Genomic DNA, 17,178 nt, shown 5'->3' with positions numbered 1-17,178 from the left:
GCTTTTATGACGCTTTGCAAGTGCCAGAAACTATTGTACGGGAAATAGGAAGGGCATTTTCCATAAAACTGACCGATAAATAATTGAGTGAATGCCGTTAGTTCAATGGATGCCTTAGCCGTACAGCTGAAAAGATCGTTCTGATTTATAATTGCAGGTCGGAACACTATTAAACATCATTTAAATCGTATGAAACGTATTTCTCTCCAATTCGCAGGACTGCTCGCAGCCCTCTTTCTTTTTGCCTTTTCCTGTCAGGATCATGTTGCGCCGGAACCGGAAACCCCTGTTCAAACGCCGAAGGTTCAAACTGTCGCACTTTCCATTGAGAATCAAAATCTCTATTTATACCGCTATAAACTGAATGTCGAAAATGTGGGCAATGTGCAGATAACCGGATTTGGGATCGTCTATTCAGTTGAATTCAATAGTGATGCGCCTTTCACAAAGACGCCAACTATTGCCGACAATAAGGTGGTCTTTCCATTGCCAATTAGTAAAGGCGAAAATTCTAAAGTCGATGGCGCTCCGCTTGTTGGTTATAAGACTATTTATTACAGAGCTTATGTTACTTATGGCGTGAATTCCGTGGCTTATGGGAATGTATTGGAATTTTCGCCTGAAAATCAGAAGATTTTGGCTTCAATCAAAACAAATGCAAACTCAGGGAGTAATCCTACTGATATGACAGTAAACATTTTGGAAGTGGGCAATATTCCAATTGAAGAATATGGGATTGTTTACTCTACTCGAAAAGACCGATATACAGAACCGATTAATGACAAACCAACGATTGCGGATTCAAAGCTTTTGTCAAGTGAGTCCAAAACAGTCGGATTTCATTATGTGACCTATGATTTCTTGTCGTCCAACTTTGCAGATGTATATTATCGTGCATACTTGAAGCATACAAACGGGGATATCGTTTATGGGGACGTGTTGTACTATGTTAAATAACCCAGTTATGAATCAGGAAGAAATCCAAGTAGGCGATGTGGTTTGGCTTAAATCTGGGAGCCCGGCGATGACGGTTGACGGCTTTCATCAGACATCAAAAAATTTTTACAGATGCTTTTGGTTTAACGCTGAGCGAAGCGCCGTTTCGGAATATTTTAATCAGCTAAGCTTAACGAAGGAAGAGTCTGAACTGAAATTGCTGCTTGATAAGACGGAAGGTCAATCTGCTTAATGCAATGTTAGTTTTTTAGCAAATAACATATCAATGGAAGCAAGTCCCTGATATTTCAATCTACGCGCTGTGGTGCGGGTCTGAATGTCAGGGATTTTTAAATGGAAATCGATTCTGTTCAAATTTTGCAATGGCTAAGTCGTTTAGTTTCTTTGTGGGACATGAATTTATTTAAGCTTTGATATGAATAGAAATTTGCTGACAGGTGTGTTCCTGTCGATTACTACATTAAGTTTTGCACAGGATGACGCAGCAAAATATGCAGAAAGCATTACACCTGAGGATCTTAAAAAGCATTTGACAATCATTGCGTCGGACAGTTTGGAAGGCCGCGATACAGGTTCAGCGGGTCAAAAAAAGGCTGCCGAATATGTTTCAAAATATTATAAGCAATACGGTCTGCAACCTGTGGCAACGGCTGCGGACGGTTCAAAAAGCTTTTTGCAAAAATATAATCTGTATAAGAGGAGTTGGGGTAAAGTGTATGTGAAGGCGGATGGCAAGCAATATGTGTTCAACAAGGACTTTTATGTTAATGGAATCCTCAATGTTCCACACGAAGCCAACTCGGAAGTGATATTGGCCGGTTACGGAATTGACGAGCCAAATTATAGTGACTATGCCAATCTTGACGTGAAAGGCAAGTCGGTTGTGATATTTGAAGGTGAGCCAAAGGATGCCGACGGAAAATATCTGGTCAACGGAACCGCGGAAAAGACGAAATGGAGTGGGCCAGTCTCCTGGCAGGTGAAAGCCCGCACTGCTATTGATAGAGGGGCAACCTATGTGTTCATCGTTACGGAAAAGACTGGTGAGGATCTAGATAAGGAAATCAGGCAACGGGCGGTGATGGCAAAACGTTTCAGTGCGCCCACCTTGAAACCAGTAATTGAAACGTCCAAAAGCATTGCAGCAATTGCGGTCTCTGCTGATATCGCCGCCAAGATTCTAAATACATCTGCCTCTAAATTACTAAAAGAAAAGGCTGCCATAGATAAATCGGGCAAGCCGAGCGGGAAGCATTTAACAGGAAATGTTGCGGTAAAAGCTGAACGGGTTAGTGAAACGGTTGAAACTGAAAATGTTGCAGCCTACTTAGAAGGTTCGGATAAAAAAGATGAAGTGCTGGTTATCAGTGCGCACATTGACCATATCGGCATCTCTGATAATGGAGAAATCAACAATGGTGCGGATGATGATGGCTCGGGGACTGTTTCCTTACTCGAAATTGCGGAGGCATTCAGTAAAGCCAAAGCAGAAGGGAAAGGCCCGAGACGAAGCATTTTATTCTTGAATGTTACGGGCGAGGAAAAGGGACTTTTTGGTTCTGAGTTCTACTCGGAAAATCCACTGTTTCCATTGGAAAACACGGTTGCAGACTTGAACATTGATATGATCGGACGTGTGGATCAGGCACATGCGAATGATCCTAAATATGTGTATTTGATTGGCTCTGACAAGCTGTCGTCCAAATTACACGAGATTAGCGAAGAAGCAAATAAGAAATATGTCAACTACAAATTGGATTATACATTTAACGATCCAAAAGACCCGAACCGTTTTTACTATCGTTCGGACCATTACAATTTTGCCAAAATGGGCGTTCCGGTGATATTTTATTTTACGGGCGTTCATGAAGATTATCATAAGCCCGGGGATGATGTCGAAAAAATATTATTTGACAAACAGGCTCCGATTGTGAAGCTCGTTTTTCACACAGCTTGGGAATTGGCTAATCGTGAGGAGCGCATCAAAGTAGACAGCAACAAGCAATAAAACGCAAATCCGTCATGAAGACATTGGTTTTGAGCGTTATCATCTTTTGCGTATCTACGTTCGTTGCCAATGCTCAGGCACCGACGGAGAACACATTGCTCTGGGAAGTGACTTCGCCCGGACAGGCAAAACCTTCCTTCTTGTTTGGGACAATCCATTTGATTTGTCCCGCTGATTTTTCATTAAGCGACTCACTCAAAGCCACATTAGCACGCACGGAACAGGTTGCGCTGGAAATTGACATGGACGATCCGAACATGATGGCTGGGATGATGAAGACGATGAATATGTCGGATGGCAATGAGTTAAAGAAATTGCTGAGCGAGAAGGATTATGCCCGGCTGGGGCAGTTTTACAAGGACTCGGTCGGGATGGGGCTGGCAATGTTTGAAAGAGTCAAACCTTTCGTATTGATGGGGCCACTGTTTAATGCGGTCCTTTCGTGTCAGCCGCAATCGTATGAAATGGCCCTTGTCCAGTTAGCGGCGAAACAAAAATCCGAGGTGATTGGCATTGAAACTTTGGAAGAGCAAATGGCGATTTTTGACACCATTCCATACAAGGAGCAGCTCAAAATGATCATGACCATGATTGACAGCCTTCCGCAAGCACGCAAAGAGTTCACGAATTTAGTTGCATTGTATAAGTCGCAGAAAGTGAATGACTTATACAGCTTAATGATGCAAAGCGATTATGGCATGGAGGGAAATGAAGAGGTAATGCTTTTTGCAAGAAATCGGAACTGGGTCCCGAGAATCAAAAGAATAGCAGCTGAAAAGCCTACTTTTTTTGCCGTAGGAGCCGGTCATTTGGGAGGCGATCGTGGAATTATTTCATTGCTGCGCAAGGAAGGATTCAAGGTCCGTGCAGTGCAGTAAATTCAAAATGCGGAAATCCATTTTGTGATCAACCCGGGGTTAAAGAATAGCAGAATAATGGTTATCACCAGCATTCCAGCAATGACCTTACCCGTTATGCTTTGATTAGAAGGCGCTTTTTTCTGATTCAATGCTTTGAAAAACAACAAATAAGGGATTCTCAGATAATAAGCGAGGGATATGGCTGCATTCAGGATTCCGCCGATGAGCAGCCATAACATCCAGGGGAAAGCCTGCTGGCGATAACTTTCCCAAAGTGCCGAAAACACCAACAACTTGGATGTGAAACCTGCTGTGGGCGGCAAGCCTGCCAATGCGATCATTACAATGGTCAGAATACTGGAAACCCACATATTTCGGCGACCTAACCCTTCAAATGCGGTTAGATTTGTGTTGGAAATGGGTTGCAAAAGATCAATCAGAAAGAAAACGGCGAGATTGATGACAAGATATGCCGCCGTGTAAAAAACAGCCGATTCAAAACCAAAGCGGCTGTAAGCAGCAATTCCGACAAGGAGATAGCCGGCCTGGGCAATGGATGAATAAGCGAGCAGTCGCCTGGCATTGGTTTGAAGCAATGCGGCAAGGTTCCCAATAGTCATGCTGATCAATGCAATTCCACCTAAAATAGGGAAATATTGAGCGGGCAAAATCCCGGCCAGGCGCATGAGCACCAGCACGACTGCGGCTTTCGGCGCAACGGATAAAAATGAGACTAGAGGAGTAGGAGCGGCCTCGTAAACGTCCGGCGTCCAGACATGAAATGGCACGAGGGAAAGCTTAAAAAGTAATCCGGCAAGCATCAGTACAATGGTTACCGTTATCACCAATGGCGGATTGTTCATCAGACCGGCAGTCATTGCCTCGCTCGTAATGTCCATTGTTCCGGTCAGACCATAAATTAGTGAAATTCCATAAAGCATTACTGCTGAGCTTGCTGCGCCAAAAAGCAAATATTTAATGCCTCCTTCGGCTGCTTTCTTGTAAGGTGAAATGGAAACGAGTAAATAGGAGCTGATTGAAATCAATTCTAATGACAAATAAATGGTCAGCAAATGTGTCGACATTGTCAGCAGGTTCATGCCTAAAACGGCCGCAATCAGCAATGCGTTAAACTCGGGAGGGAAGTCGTATTTCAATACGCGAACGTGGATCAGGGTAAAAATCCAGGCGAGCGTGATCATGATTTTGAAAAAAACCGCCTGCCTGTCCAGGAATAGAAGCGGTTGGAATCGGAAGGCTGGTTCGGCGTTCCATTGTCCCAGAATCAGCAATAATGTGACAATGCTGCCTGCCAGGGCTATGTTTTGCAGATAGGAAGCGATTTTTTCTTTTTTGAGCCAACGCAAAAACACAAGTTCCGCAAGGAGGAAGAAGCAAAAGAGCAGTGCCAGAAAAATCTCAGGAGTAATTCCTGCCAGACTTCGGCGTATATGTATGAGCTGGTCGTTAATATCCAATTTGAGCGGGTACAATTTTTTTGGCAAAAGTACAGAAAGATGCCAGCAATCTAAATTCTCGCATTATCAGTCTTCGAACTTATCAAATTAACCAACTTTATCATGAAATGTGTACTAAGATTTTTTATGCTCTCTTTCTTTCTTTGGAGTAATGCTTTGCTTGCGCAGGATTCAACGGGATTAGCGGGAACACCTTACCAGGAAACTGCAACTGCCGATGGAGAGAGCTCACCCTATCTCTTTAAAGACTATTATTTGGGCACTGTCCGCACAAATGATGACATTGTCCACGATGGTGTAAAGATCAGATACGACCTGAAAAAAGACGAAATCGAATATAAAGCTGACTCGGGTTTGTTCCGGGTTTCTACGGGTGTGAAAGAGTTTACGATTCCGACCGGCACCGACCTTTATATTTTCAAAAACGGTTTTCCAGCCGTGGCGGAACAAACTGACAAAAGCTTTTACAGGGTAATTTATGACGGTAACACGAAGCTTTTGAAAAAATATGTGGCGCCCATAAAAGTCGAAAAGGCAAGCGCCACACGCACGATGGAGCCGACTGCGAAGTTGTATATTTTGAAAAATGATAAGCTCAACCCAGTTCAATTGAGCAATAGGAACAGCTTTTTGAAATTGTTGACCGACGAAAAAAATAAGATGAACTACATTATCCGTGAATCGCAACTGGATTTCGCTGGTGACGACGATTTGAGGACACTTTTGGAAGAATATGATTCCTACAAAGCTGGCCGCGGAGGAAACTAACGCTTAACAAACAAAAAGAGAAAGCTCTCAAACTCGGCAACGCGCTGAATTTGAGAGCTTTCTCTTTGTAACAAGTATATTTAAGGATTTAAAGCAGGTTCAGTAACCGGCTCTTCTTTTTTTCGTTTACCAAAAATATAAACGAGCCCAAAGTGACTTTTCAGAACACCGCTGGCAAAATCATCTTTAACATAAGGATTAAGCTCCACTGCAATTTGAAAACGTCTGTTTTGCGGCAAAGGCGAAATCCGGGCGCCAAAGTTTACCGAATAACCGTCAATCGTGATCAGATCGGCATCGGCATCTGCAATGCGATAAAGTGGATTTAATCTCAAACCGCCGCCCAAATACCATTGCACCACTTCGCCTCTTTTCAAATTAATCATGGGTAAAAGGTCGACACTCAAACTGCTGAAAAGCGAATTCGTTTGAAAACGTGCGTCCAACCAAACCACTTTCTTGGAATTTGTGCTGATTGTCAGCAAACTGCTCCACGGATAATATCCAACCGAAGCCTGCGCGCTTAGTTTTTGTTGATTAAGAAAGAGAATTAACGTCAGTACAAAAAAAATCCGTTTCATTAACGAGCGATGAGTGAGTAAAAAGACTTGCGGGTTTTTGAACTAGCGGCGCATTGCTTTGCCCAACTTGCCAGCTGCCTGCATGGTGTTCATTTTCTTCATCATCTTACGCATTTCGTCAAATTGCTTGATCAAGTTATTAACCTGCAAAATTGATGTTCCACTTCCGGCTGCAATGCGTTTTTTTCGGCTTCCATCGATCATATCGGGATTTTCCCGCTCCTTTTTGGTCATCGACTGAATGATGGCTTCGATGGGTTTGAATGATTCGTTATCAATGTCCATATCCTTCATGGCACTGCCCATTCCCGGGATCATGCCGATCAGATCTTTCACATTTCCCATCTTCTTGATCTGCTGCAATTGGCCTAAGAAGTCGTCAAAATCAAATTTGTTCTGACGCATTTTGGCATTAATGCGTTTGGCTTCATCCTCGTCAAACGCTTGTTGCGCACGCTCAACCAAAGAAATAACGTCTCCCATCCCCAAAATCCTGCTCGCCATACGGTCAGGATAAAAGGAATCGAGCGCTTCCATTTTTTCGCCCGTGCTAATGTATTTAATCGGCTTGTCAACAATTTGACGAATCGAAAGGGCTGCTCCACCACGCGCGTCACCATCCAATTTGGTAAGAACCACGCCATCAAAATTCAGGCGCTCATTGAAAGTCTTGGCCGTATTAACCGCATCCTGACCCGTCATGGAATCGACCACAAACAGGATTTCAGAAGGCTTAACCGCAGATTTAATGTCCTCAACCTCTTGCATCATGACCTCATCCACAGCCAAACGACCGGCAGTATCGACAATCACGATTTTCTTGCCAACTTTTCTTGCATGAGCCACTGCATTTCTGGCAATGTCAACCGCATTTTTATTTTCTGGCTCCGAATAAACTTCTACACCAACTTGCTCGCCAAGCACTTTCAACTGTTCAATCGCAGCCGGACGATAAACGTCGCAGGCTGTTAGCAAAACCTGACGGCCTTGTTTTTTGAGCAATGTTGCCAGTTTACCGGAAAAAGTCGTTTTACCTGAACCCTGCAAACCTGCAATCAGGATCACGGCCGGATCACCTTTAATGTTGATGCCTTCCGCCTGGCCGCCCATGAGCTCGGTAAGCTCTTCCTGAACGATTTTGACAAACATTTGGCCCGGTTCAACAGAGATTAGAATCTTTCTGTCGAGCGCTTTTTCGCGAATCCGGTCTGTAATTTCCTTGGCAACTCTAAAGTTAACGTCGGCATCAACAAGTGCTTTGCGGACTTCCTTTGTGGTTGCAGCAACATTTATATCAGATATTCTGTCCTTTCCTTTTAGTGTGCGAAAGGCGTTGTTTAGCTTGTCCTGTAAGTTTTCAAACATGGAATGATATGTATGATTCTAAACTTTAATTGAAATAAAATACAAAGGTATAAATAAAATAAGGAGTACAGGAAGGTTAATTCCGGCACTCCTACAATATTTGGTTTGAAGCCCTGGCTTCGGAAATGACTGTTATTTAGCAAATTTCGCCTTTATCCAGCGGAACATTTTCTTTTCTTTTTCCCAAAAAAACGAGAACTGGCCTAGCAAAAAGCCGTACATCAGTAACAGCGTTTGATAAGTTGGAAAAATAAAGAGAATGTATGTAATCGTTTTCAGCCACATTGGAGTCAGTTCGTCGTAACCCAACAGGAAGAAAAGCCCTTTTCTAAGCCAGACCACGGATGAACCCGCCAAGCTAAAAACTGCTAAAACCAAAAGAACCTGTCTGGTTGTCTCCAATCCCCACTTTTCCTGCATTTTTCCCAACCAGGGCTGTGCGTTTTTTTCTCCGCTTTGCATATTTTATATTAATTGGCAGCTTTTAAATTCGTACAAAGTAACAATGCATCGGGCAATATTCCTCTATTTTAATGAATGTTTAATCATGGTTAAAGACATGATAAGCGTCATTTTTACTGTAAGGAAAATTTGCTTCCGCGACCTACAATGATGTGCCGATGCCAGGGTCCGAAAAGCGTTTGTCGTTGATGAATTGCTCGTCGTTTAATGTTTTCAAAAAAGCGATAATCGACTGTTTTTCATTCGCAGAAAGCTTAATTCCTCGTTTCTGACCAGCTTTTTGCAGCAACGGATCCAGGGTTGGCGAGACAAAAATGCTGTCTTTGCTTCCGTTCTGATCATTGGCATAATGGTTTAAGACCTGTTCCAAAGTTGTGAAACGGCCGTCGTGCATGTAAGGCGCAGTGAGGCCCACATTGCGCAAACTTGGGACTTTGAATTTCAGCCGGTCAGCTTCATTCAGTGTGATCGCATATCTTCCCTGATCGTTGATTTTATTGGGAATTAAACCGTTATTTCTGAAACTTAAATCTGTAAAAAGCTCGCTGGCGTGACAGGAAGCGCAATTTTGTTTAAAAAGGGTCAAACCCTGCTTTTCCAAATCGGTTAATGCAGATGCGTCTCCTTGCAAAAAATAGTCATAGCGAGAAGTGGCTGAAACCATAGTCATCATAAACTGCGACAGCGCTTTCATCATCCGATCAGCATTGATTTCGTCGGTTCCAAAAGCTGCATTGAACATTTTGGGATAATTCACCTGCTTAGCCGCGCCGGCAACGGGCGTTTTGCGCAATTTTTCAACGACATTTCCCACACGCTCGCCCATTTCAACCTCATTCTGAATGGGAACCGGCGGAACAAGATCCAGATCGTGCACGCCGCCGTCCCAAAAAAAACTTGAACTGAACGCCATGTTCTGCACAGAAGGCGAGTTTCTTGTTCCCAGCTGATCGTCGACGCCGTGACTTAAATCGTGACCGTGGTGTGTGAATGCAGCTTGTTGCTGATGGCAAGTTCCGCAGCCAATTTTGTCAGTGCGAGAAAGAATGCCGTCATAGAAAAGGAAGCGCCCGAGTTCAACGCCTTCGACTGTTAAGGGATTTTTTGACAAATCGTAAACTGGATCGGGGAAATACGCTGGTTTTTTCCACTCCAAGGGCGTTGGCGTGTTTTTGGCAGGCTCCGGTTTAGGATTTTCGGAGGTTTTATTGCAGGAAATAGTCCCTTGAAACAGGAGCAAGAGCACAACAAAAAGCCAAATCGCCTTTTTCATATCCACCGAACTGCCTTACTGGTTGTTGATTTGATCCAAACTGAACATGCGCATATAATTGTCAGCGATATTTTTGGAAAATGGCATAAACATCACACTCGTGTTTTCCTTAATGCTCAATTTCGTCGGGCCGTTGAAGACTTTAAGAATGTCCGCTTTCAGATTGATTCTGGTTACTGCATTTTGCGACACAGTGGCTGTTTGACTTCCAAAATCGATTTTTGCTACGCGAATGTTGTTCAATGTCTTCTCTGTAAGGCCCCCAAAGCCGCCGATATGATAGTAAAATTTGCCATTTGCGGAAGTTGCAGAATCGGAATTTCCTTCGAGTTTTAAAAAGATGTAACCCGGATTCCAATCCCAATACATGGCTTCTTCATTAGTTGGACCTGAATCCTTGTCTAGAATCCCGGTCCGTTTGGAAGCATCCGAAACGCTTCTAAGGCTGTCAATCCCAATGACGAATTCGATGCCGGTGTAATTGCCTGCCGGAACATGATTAATTGTAATTTGCTGTGAATCAACATTCCCTTCCCTGATCAGGAAATAACTCGAATCTTGCGGGACAGTGAAATTGCTTCCCGCCGCAGCGATTAACTTGATGTTAGAGACGTAATAATTGAGTTTGCTAACCGTAAAATCTTCCCCGGCCGCATTGGTATACGTGTCGGTGTCGAGCTTTAAATCTTTTGCGCCCATCACATTATCGAATTTCAATTTGACACTGCCCGTAGTGGTTGGAAGTGGCAAGGGATCATCTGTGCAGCAAATAATTGCAGCGATGAAAACAACTGTTACCGTCGACAGCAACAGATATGAGAATGTTTTTTTCATGCCATTCGAATTTAGAGGAATGATGGGCGCGGACGCGCTTTTCGAAACACAGCGTCTGTTCAGCGTTATCATTGAGCAATGTTTTTCTGTAAATTCTAAACAGAAAAATGGTTGGATTTATGCGAAAATAGTGCGGTTGAACAGGAAAATAAATGTTTTCAAATATGCGGCATTAATTGATCCGATAATACAACTGGGTAGCGAAGCCGCCGGAAACGAGAATGTTATCAATTCCTTTGTTGTAACCAATGCCTGGGAAATATTGAATGTACATATTGCTGCTTGGATGTGTTGCAACTGAACCTCTTAACAGCAAGCGCAATGCAATTTTTTTGCTTACCCGAACATCATAAGAGAAATTTCCTTCGGCGCCGAAAGCAATCCGTTTCTCGTGAACGCTGCCTTCGTAATCTCCAAAAACAGGTCCTTTGAATCGATAATTGCCATTGAAGTCAGACAGGGAAATGATCGGACCAATGCCAATATGCATGGGTCGGTTTAAATTTTTAACTTCATAACTGGCTTTGATATAAAAGCCTCGGAAGTTTTGAAATGGAATTTGTTCACTAATAACCTTTGTCGTTCCCTTTGCATAACCTGCACCAAACACAACACTTTTTCGAGAATCCTGCACGTCCATACGAACCAATGGTTCAATGATAAAAGTGTTTTTCAAAACGAATTTATTTGGAAGGACATAAGAGGGAATGCCTTTAAATGCATCCAGGCCAATATACCAATGATTTTTCGCCTGCTGGGCATTGACATTAATCGCTAAAAAAGACAGTAGCAACATTAAAGAAAGCTTTCTCATAATTCTACAAAAATTGAGATTCCATCGCTGCCTGTCACTCCCCACTTGCGTCTTTCCTTGCGAACATATGGCTCGTACGAAATTCCAGCTTTCTTGAATGTAGATTTGACTTGGGTCGCCGATGCGGGCGCATGCGCGTCTACTACAAATCCGCATCCGTCTTTGTAGTAAAAATCACGTTTGTAAAATACTGTCAATGTATCTGTCCGGGTTTCGTAAGCGAATATATAAGTTGTGCTGTCGGCCAGCAATGAGATCGGCAAGTCCAGCCGTCTGAAACCTGAGGTCGTGTTGCTCACTTGTTGCTGAAAAACCGTTTGATCCAATGCGCCTATGGCCGAAACTGAATCGAGTTGTAGTGAATCCCGCTGAATATCAATTCTCAGGCTAAGTTCTTTCTGTGGTCCGCAATGTTCGCAGCTGATGAGAGTAACAAGCAGGAAGAGAAGGGGTAAAGTGTTTTTCATTCGGAGAGCGCGTTTGATTTACAGGACAATGTTAACGGACATTTGGTTGTCTCGGGAATGCGGTGCTATGAAAATTTTGACCAAGTGATTTTTAATTGTGCAAAGCTGCTTATGACGGCCTTCATTTATCGACTCGCAAAGAGTAATTTTCCTATATTTGCCCTTTAAACAATAAGGGGGCATAGTCTCCGTTTATGTTCAAAGCCGTTTTTCGACCGAATTGACCTCTATTTCATTAGCTTAACATTCACTTTTACAACCAATATGATGCTGCTACAAGCACTTGCTGATTCTACTTTGGCCGCACCCGTTGCCGATCAGGGGCTTTCTGTTATTGATCTTCTTGCAAAGGGAGGCTGGGTAATGTTGCCGCTCGGACTACTTTTTCTGGCAACACTCTTCCTTATTATAGAGCGTTTTCTGGGCATTGGTGCCAATGGGAAAATTGATCCGGGAGTGATTGACAGTGTGAAAGATTTTATTCAGCAAGGAAACCTGAAATCTGCCGAATCGCTTTGCCGCAACCAACGCAATGCTGCGGGCCGAATTCTGGAAAGAGCCATCGGACGCATCGGTTACCCGATCAAAGACATTGAAACGACAATCGAGAATGCAAGTCAGATCGAAATTCAGCGTATGGAAGGAAATCTTCCTTATTTGGGCGTTATCGCGGGTATTGCGCCAATGCTTGGTTTCGTAGGAACAATTTCAGGGATTATCCGTATTTTCTACGACATTTCTATTTCTAATGACTTCAATATCAGCACCATTGCGGGCGGGATGTACGAAAAGATGATCACGTCAGGATCTGGTCTTATCATTGGTTTGATCGCTTACGCGGGCTATCACTTGCTAAATATGAAAATTGACCGTTTTGCTTTGAAACTGCAAATGGCTGCTTCTGATTTTATCGACGTATTGCAGAAGCCTGTCGCTGCAAAGTAATCGCCTAGAGACTTTCCAAGTTTTGAAGATCTATTAATCCCGGGCTTTCCGGTTATCAAACTTGGAAAGTCCGACCAATTAAATATCATTTCTAAATATGAAAATACGTCGTAAGAGTCGTTTTGCCCCCGAGGTGTTCACGCACTCGCTGAACGATATTATGTTTTTTCTTCTGCTGTTCTTCTTGATCATCTCCACGATGTCCAATCCGAACGTGATCAAGCTTATGTTGCCAAAAGCATCAGCAACGCAGCAAATGTACAAGAAGCAAATAACCCTTTCTATCGATGACAATAAGGGTTATTTTATTGATAAAGAGCCGATTCCATTTGATCGTCTGGAAGCGGAGTTGCAAAGCATTTTCGCCAATGTGGAAGACAGGACAATCGTGCTGAGAGTGGATAAAAACCTTGCTGTTCAGGATCTTGTGGATGTGCTGGAACTAGGTGCAAAAAATGAAATCAAAATGGTAATGGCGACTGCAAAATGATGATCATTTTGCAGCGCTTTTATAAATCTCTTCCACGATTTTTTGCAAAATAGCGCCTTCCGATGCATTACAAATGTTACTAGATTTTCCCTCACAGGCATCCAGAAAGGCAGTTGTATTTTTAAGCTGAATATCAGTTTCTTCCAAATGCGGAAATTCCATATCGACGAGCTCGCCATCCACTTCGCTGTAAATTGCTAATGGGTTCAGCAGTGCGCCGGCCCTTGTTCCAAACACTTCGAGGTTAACGTTCTTCTGGATTTTTGTATTCAATGCAAATGATGAGGACAATGTTATACTTGCATTGTTTGGGAATGATAAATGGGCAAAGCACGCATCTTCAACCTCAAATTTTTCAGCGTCCCAACTCCCCATAAGTCCTTTCCCACCCGCTTTTCCAATGAAGTCATAGGTGTTGGCAATGATTCGATTAGGCTCGCTGTAATCAAGCAAGCCAAGCGCAAGATCCAGCACATGAACTCCGAGATCGATTAATGCGCCGCCTCCTTGAATGGTTTTGTTTGTAAAATTTCCCCAACCGGGAATGCCCCTTCGACGCAGGAAGTTCGCCTTAATGTGGTAAACTTCGCCAAGTCGCCCGTTTTCCAAAAAACGTTTCAGTAAACTATATTCCGGGGTGTGCCGGAGCTGGAAGTTATACGCAAGCACTTTCCCTTTTTGCGCAGCCAAATCGGCCATTTCAGCCGCCTGAGCCGCATTCATTGCCGGTGGTTTCTCGCACAACACATGACAGCCATTTTCCAGAGCCTGCATTGTAAATGGATAATGCAGATTATTAGCCGTACAATTAATGACAATGTCGGGCTTGTTATCACTTTCAAACATCTCTGTCGCATCGTCGAAAGCCAAGGGAATTATGTGCTTGTCGGCGAGCGCTCTTGCCTTGTTAACGTCGCGACTGCAAATAGCAATGACCTCAACACGCTCTAAAAGCGCTTTTAATGCAGGAATGTGATTTTGATCAGCGATATTTCCGCCGCCGATGATGGCCGCTTTGAGAATTGACATAGGTGAATTTCGGAATAGAAGCCAGGAAGGCAAATGTATCAAATCGTTCCGAAATGTCTAACGAAAAAGCCCGGAATCAGCCGGGCTTTTAGTGTTTTAATGTGTGAAGTTTAAAAGAAAACCGCTGGCTGCGCGTTACTTTTTGGTCTTGATAATGATAACACCCTCTGTTCCTTCCGAACCATATGCCTCGATTGCGCTTTGCTCCTTTAAAACGCTAATCGATTCAATTTGATCGGGAGCAATTTGTCTATATCCCATTGATCCGCGTTCTTCCTGTTTTACGCCGTCCACAATGATTAGCGCCTTGCTGCCTGGGGCTTTGTTACTCTTGATTGTCAACGTCTTTCCGATTTTTGGAAGGGAATCTAGTTTGGCAATCGGGCCGATATTTGCGGCGTAACGATAATTGGTGAAAGTCGTCTTTTTTGATGGTTCAGGAGCAGTATCCTGCGCCGTGGCCGTGTAGGATTCACTTGTTGTAAGCTGAGCATTCAATTGCGGCGGTGCCTCCCTTTTCAGTGAATTTGACATTTGCTTCTCACGTTTCGGTTCGCTGTCAGCCAACACTTCTGCTTTGTGATTTTGCACTTCACCTTTATTCGCTGTGATTTCTGAAATGATCAAAGGCACTTCTGCTTTTGAGAACGTCGAAACTTTTTCACGTGCAGCTGTCATGATGGCGACAAAGCAGATCAAAGGCAGAATGATAAAATATTTGCTGCGCAACCACTCAGAATTGCGGTTTTTATAAATCATTTTAATCCTGCTTTTTAACAATGGTCCATTGAAAAAATGGTTGGTTAAAGACGCTGCGGGCGTATTGAATGCATAAGCAACCAGAAACCTGGCATATCCGTCTCGGTCAGGCGCATGCTCGTCGGCAAGAAATTCGTGCACTTCCTGAATTGATCGTTTGTAAAACCAGACGATGGGATTAAACCAAAACACAATTTTTAAAAGCTCGATCAAAACAATGTCAATGCTGTGCATTTGACGAATGTGCACGGACTCGTGTCTTAATATCGGCTCGAAATTCTGCGCATAATCGACTTGATTGATGACAAGCCATTTGAAAAATGAGAATGAACCAACATTGCTATGGGGAAGTAACACAAGTTTGAAGTTATCCAGGTCAATCAGCTCGCCTTTGTTAATGAGTGCAATCAAGTCTACAATGGATTTGGTAAATCGAATCAGCAAATACAATGAACCTGTCGCTAAGATCATACACAGCACATTCTTCCAATCAGAAAGCCAAAAACCTTGCTCAGCTGTCGCAGTGTAAATTGGAAATTTGACGTTGTATAAACGACTGGTTGCAAGTCCATGACGGAAGGTGGTAGAATGATCAGAGGCAATGCAAATGCTGTCAATAACGACCCGATCAAATAAATGCGGTTCCAAACGAAGAATGTATGGTTACTCAGCAACAGCCTGTAAATCAGGTAAAATAGCACCCAATACAAATTCACCTTCGTGAGATACAGCAATGTTTCCATCTTTGTTTAATGAATGTTGGCGTGTTAGTTGATCTTGCCATAATGCACCACAGTCGGCATTAATTTGCCTGTTTCGCTGCTAGCACTTCCATCATCGCTATCCTCCATTAAAAAGTTGATCGGTAAAGTGAATTTCACATTGACGGGCTTGCCGTTTTGTCTACCCGGCTTCCATTTTGGGAAAAGCGCCAGCACACGTGCAGCCTCTTCATCACAATCAAAGCCTAAGCCTTTTAAGACCGTAATATCTCTGACATTCCCATTTTCCGTTACAATGAATTGTAGGAAAACTTTGCCTGATACATTCGCTCTCGCAGCCTTCGTCGGGTATTTAATGTTTCTGCCTAGGAACTGAAACATAGCTTGTTGACCACCTGGATATTCTGGCTGCTCTTCAACAACAGTAAATATGGGTTTGTTTAATGACGACTGATCTTCTCTGAGTTTCTCATTTTGCACAGCAATTTCAGCCTCATTCTTTTCCGTTTGCTCACATCCAGCAACAAAAAGTGCAGTGCTGCCAATCATTGCTAGTGCAACGACGTAAGTGCTGAGCATCCATTTCGAACTTCTGTTTTTGTAAATCATACGAATCCGATTTTTAATTTGTGACGGTTTAAAAAAATGATTTGTTAAAGACGTAACGGGTGCTTTTAAAGCATAAGCTACAAGAAACCGCGCATAATTGTCCCGATTAGGCGCCTGTGCATCAGCCAAAAATTCATGGATTTCCTGCATGGAGCGCTTGTAGAATAACAGAAACGGATTGAACCAGAACAAAACTTTCAAAATCTCGATGAACAATATGTCCAAACTGTGCATTTGATGCGTATGGACCATTTCGTGCCGAAGAATAGCGTCAAAATGTTGTTCATAGTCGTTCCGGTTAATGACGATCCATTTCAAAAAAGAGAAGGAGCCAGTTTCATTGGAATCAATTAAGACAACCGTGCAATCATCAAGCTCAATCGTTTCACCAGCATTTAAGAAGCGCTTTAATTGAATAATGTGCTTAAAAAGTTGAAAAGCAGCGACCAGAAACCCAATGCTATAAATAGTCCAGCAAAGCTTTGTATTCGTGAAAACCGTAGTCGCTTCAATCTGACTCGACCCAACCGTGAAAGCCGCGGAATTGATTTGATACACGACCGGAATAATCGGCGCATTTTCAGGATAAATCATCAAAGGCAGTGCAAATGCAACAAGCAGAGAACCAAGAAGATAATAACGGTTCCACGCAAAGAATGTGTGCTTACGCAGCATTAAGACATAACACCCGAACAGCAAAATCCAATACAGGTTAACTTTTCCAATGTACAATAGCATTTCCATGGCTAACGGATTT

19 protein-coding genes are annotated in these 17,178 nt (G+C 43.1%); 7 read left to right on the top strand and 12 right to left on the bottom strand.

Annotation, left to right across the window (positions count from 1 at the left end; translation table 11 throughout):
• Nucleotides 1–189 precede the first annotated feature (189 nt).
• The 4 genes from LZG73_RS22610 to LZG73_RS22595 all read left to right on the top strand — a co-directional run bounded on the left by LZG73_RS22610 (nucleotide 190) and on the right by LZG73_RS22595 (nucleotide 3,843).
• Nucleotides 190–957, top strand: a complete 768-nt coding sequence (locus LZG73_RS22610) for a hypothetical protein (protein ID WP_233854774.1) — start codon at nucleotides 190–192, stop codon at nucleotides 955–957.
• A 7-nt stretch (nucleotides 958–964) separates the two neighbouring features.
• Nucleotides 965–1,189: a DUF2158 domain-containing protein gene (locus tag LZG73_RS22605; protein ID WP_233854773.1), complete on the top strand. Its 225-nt coding sequence runs from the start codon at nucleotides 965–967 to the stop codon at nucleotides 1,187–1,189.
• Nucleotides 1,190–1,372: 183 nt separating this feature from the next.
• Nucleotides 1,373–2,965: a M28 family peptidase gene (locus tag LZG73_RS22600; protein WP_233854772.1), complete on the top strand. Its 1,593-nt coding sequence runs from the start codon at nucleotides 1,373–1,375 to the stop codon at nucleotides 2,963–2,965.
• Between the two features lie 14 nt (nucleotides 2,966–2,979).
• Complete coding sequence (locus LZG73_RS22595; protein ID WP_233854771.1) at nucleotides 2,980–3,843, top strand: TraB/GumN family protein; 864 nt, start codon at nucleotides 2,980–2,982, stop codon at nucleotides 3,841–3,843.
• A gap of 2 nt (nucleotides 3,844–3,845) precedes the next feature.
• Here the strand turns inward: LZG73_RS22595 and LZG73_RS22590 are convergent, their stop codons facing one another.
• Complete coding sequence (locus LZG73_RS22590) at nucleotides 3,846–5,303, bottom strand: NADH-quinone oxidoreductase subunit N (protein WP_233854770.1); 1,458 nt, start codon at nucleotides 5,301–5,303, stop codon at nucleotides 3,846–3,848.
• A 102-nt stretch (nucleotides 5,304–5,405) separates the two neighbouring features.
• On the opposite strand from LZG73_RS22590, the gene LZG73_RS22585 reads away from it, so the two are divergent.
• Entirely contained in the window at nucleotides 5,406–6,071 is a 666-nt protein-coding gene (locus LZG73_RS22585) for a hypothetical protein (RefSeq protein ID WP_233854769.1), read from the top strand.
• An 80-nt stretch (nucleotides 6,072–6,151) separates the two neighbouring features.
• Here the strand turns inward: LZG73_RS22585 and LZG73_RS22580 are convergent, their stop codons facing one another.
• From LZG73_RS22580 to LZG73_RS22550, 7 genes are all read right to left on the bottom strand, one after another.
• Nucleotides 6,152–6,652, bottom strand: coding sequence for a hypothetical protein (locus LZG73_RS22580; protein WP_233854767.1), 501 nt, complete (start codon nucleotides 6,650–6,652; stop codon nucleotides 6,152–6,154).
• A gap of 42 nt (nucleotides 6,653–6,694) precedes the next feature.
• Nucleotides 6,695–8,017 (bottom strand): signal recognition particle protein, encoded by a 1,323-nt coding sequence (ffh, locus tag LZG73_RS22575; RefSeq protein ID WP_233854765.1) that lies wholly within the window; start codon nucleotides 8,015–8,017, stop codon nucleotides 6,695–6,697.
• A gap of 132 nt (nucleotides 8,018–8,149) precedes the next feature.
• Complete coding sequence (locus LZG73_RS22570) at nucleotides 8,150–8,479, bottom strand: DUF6787 family protein (protein WP_233854763.1); 330 nt, start codon at nucleotides 8,477–8,479, stop codon at nucleotides 8,150–8,152.
• Between the two features lie 142 nt (nucleotides 8,480–8,621).
• Nucleotides 8,622–9,752 (bottom strand): cytochrome-c peroxidase, encoded by a 1,131-nt coding sequence (locus LZG73_RS22565; RefSeq protein WP_233854761.1) that lies wholly within the window; start codon nucleotides 9,750–9,752, stop codon nucleotides 8,622–8,624.
• Nucleotides 9,753–9,767: 15 nt separating this feature from the next.
• The gene (locus LZG73_RS22560; protein ID WP_233854759.1) at nucleotides 9,768–10,586 is read right to left on the bottom strand and encodes an MbnP family protein; all 819 of its coding nucleotides are present in this window, start codon (nucleotides 10,584–10,586) and stop codon (nucleotides 9,768–9,770) included.
• Nucleotides 10,587–10,758: 172 nt separating this feature from the next.
• The gene (locus tag LZG73_RS22555) at nucleotides 10,759–11,400 is read right to left on the bottom strand and encodes a hypothetical protein (protein ID WP_233854757.1); all 642 of its coding nucleotides are present in this window, start codon (nucleotides 11,398–11,400) and stop codon (nucleotides 10,759–10,761) included.
• Nucleotides 11,397–11,867 (bottom strand): hypothetical protein, encoded by a 471-nt coding sequence (locus LZG73_RS22550; RefSeq protein ID WP_233854755.1) that lies wholly within the window; start codon nucleotides 11,865–11,867, stop codon nucleotides 11,397–11,399. The genes LZG73_RS22555 and LZG73_RS22550 overlap by 4 nt, the downstream gene beginning before the upstream one ends.
• 264 nt (nucleotides 11,868–12,131) lie before the next feature.
• On the opposite strand from LZG73_RS22550, the gene LZG73_RS22545 reads away from it, so the two are divergent.
• The gene (locus LZG73_RS22545) at nucleotides 12,132–12,812 is read left to right on the top strand and encodes a MotA/TolQ/ExbB proton channel family protein (protein WP_233854753.1); all 681 of its coding nucleotides are present in this window, start codon (nucleotides 12,132–12,134) and stop codon (nucleotides 12,810–12,812) included.
• Between the two features lie 97 nt (nucleotides 12,813–12,909).
• Nucleotides 12,910–13,302 carry a biopolymer transporter ExbD gene (locus tag LZG73_RS22540; RefSeq protein ID WP_233854751.1) on the top strand — a complete coding sequence of 131 codons (393 nt, stop codon included), beginning with the start codon at nucleotides 12,910–12,912 and terminating at the stop codon, nucleotides 13,300–13,302.
• Between the two features lie 3 nt (nucleotides 13,303–13,305).
• Here the strand turns inward: LZG73_RS22540 and LZG73_RS22535 are convergent, their stop codons facing one another.
• From LZG73_RS22535 to LZG73_RS22520, 4 genes are all read right to left on the bottom strand, one after another.
• Nucleotides 13,306–14,331 (bottom strand): Gfo/Idh/MocA family protein, encoded by a 1,026-nt coding sequence (locus tag LZG73_RS22535; protein WP_233854749.1) that lies wholly within the window; start codon nucleotides 14,329–14,331, stop codon nucleotides 13,306–13,308.
• Between the two features lie 135 nt (nucleotides 14,332–14,466).
• Nucleotides 14,467–15,561, bottom strand: a complete 1,095-nt coding sequence (locus tag LZG73_RS22530; protein ID WP_233854747.1) for a M56 family metallopeptidase — start codon at nucleotides 15,559–15,561, stop codon at nucleotides 14,467–14,469.
• The gene (locus LZG73_RS22525; RefSeq protein WP_233854745.1) at nucleotides 15,558–15,833 is read right to left on the bottom strand and encodes a hypothetical protein; all 276 of its coding nucleotides are present in this window, start codon (nucleotides 15,831–15,833) and stop codon (nucleotides 15,558–15,560) included. Before LZG73_RS22525 ends, LZG73_RS22530 begins: the two co-directional genes overlap by 4 nt.
• A gap of 24 nt (nucleotides 15,834–15,857) precedes the next feature.
• The gene (locus LZG73_RS22520; RefSeq protein ID WP_233854722.1) at nucleotides 15,858–17,165 is read right to left on the bottom strand and encodes a M56 family metallopeptidase; all 1,308 of its coding nucleotides are present in this window, start codon (nucleotides 17,163–17,165) and stop codon (nucleotides 15,858–15,860) included.
• Nucleotides 17,166–17,178: the final 13 nt, after the last annotated feature.

Source organism: Dyadobacter sp. CY326 (assembly GCF_021390515.1).
In the GTDB taxonomy this organism is placed as follows: Bacteria; Bacteroidota; Bacteroidia; order Cytophagales; family Spirosomataceae; genus Dyadobacter.
This window is presented reverse-complemented; position numbering and strand designations above follow the sequence as displayed.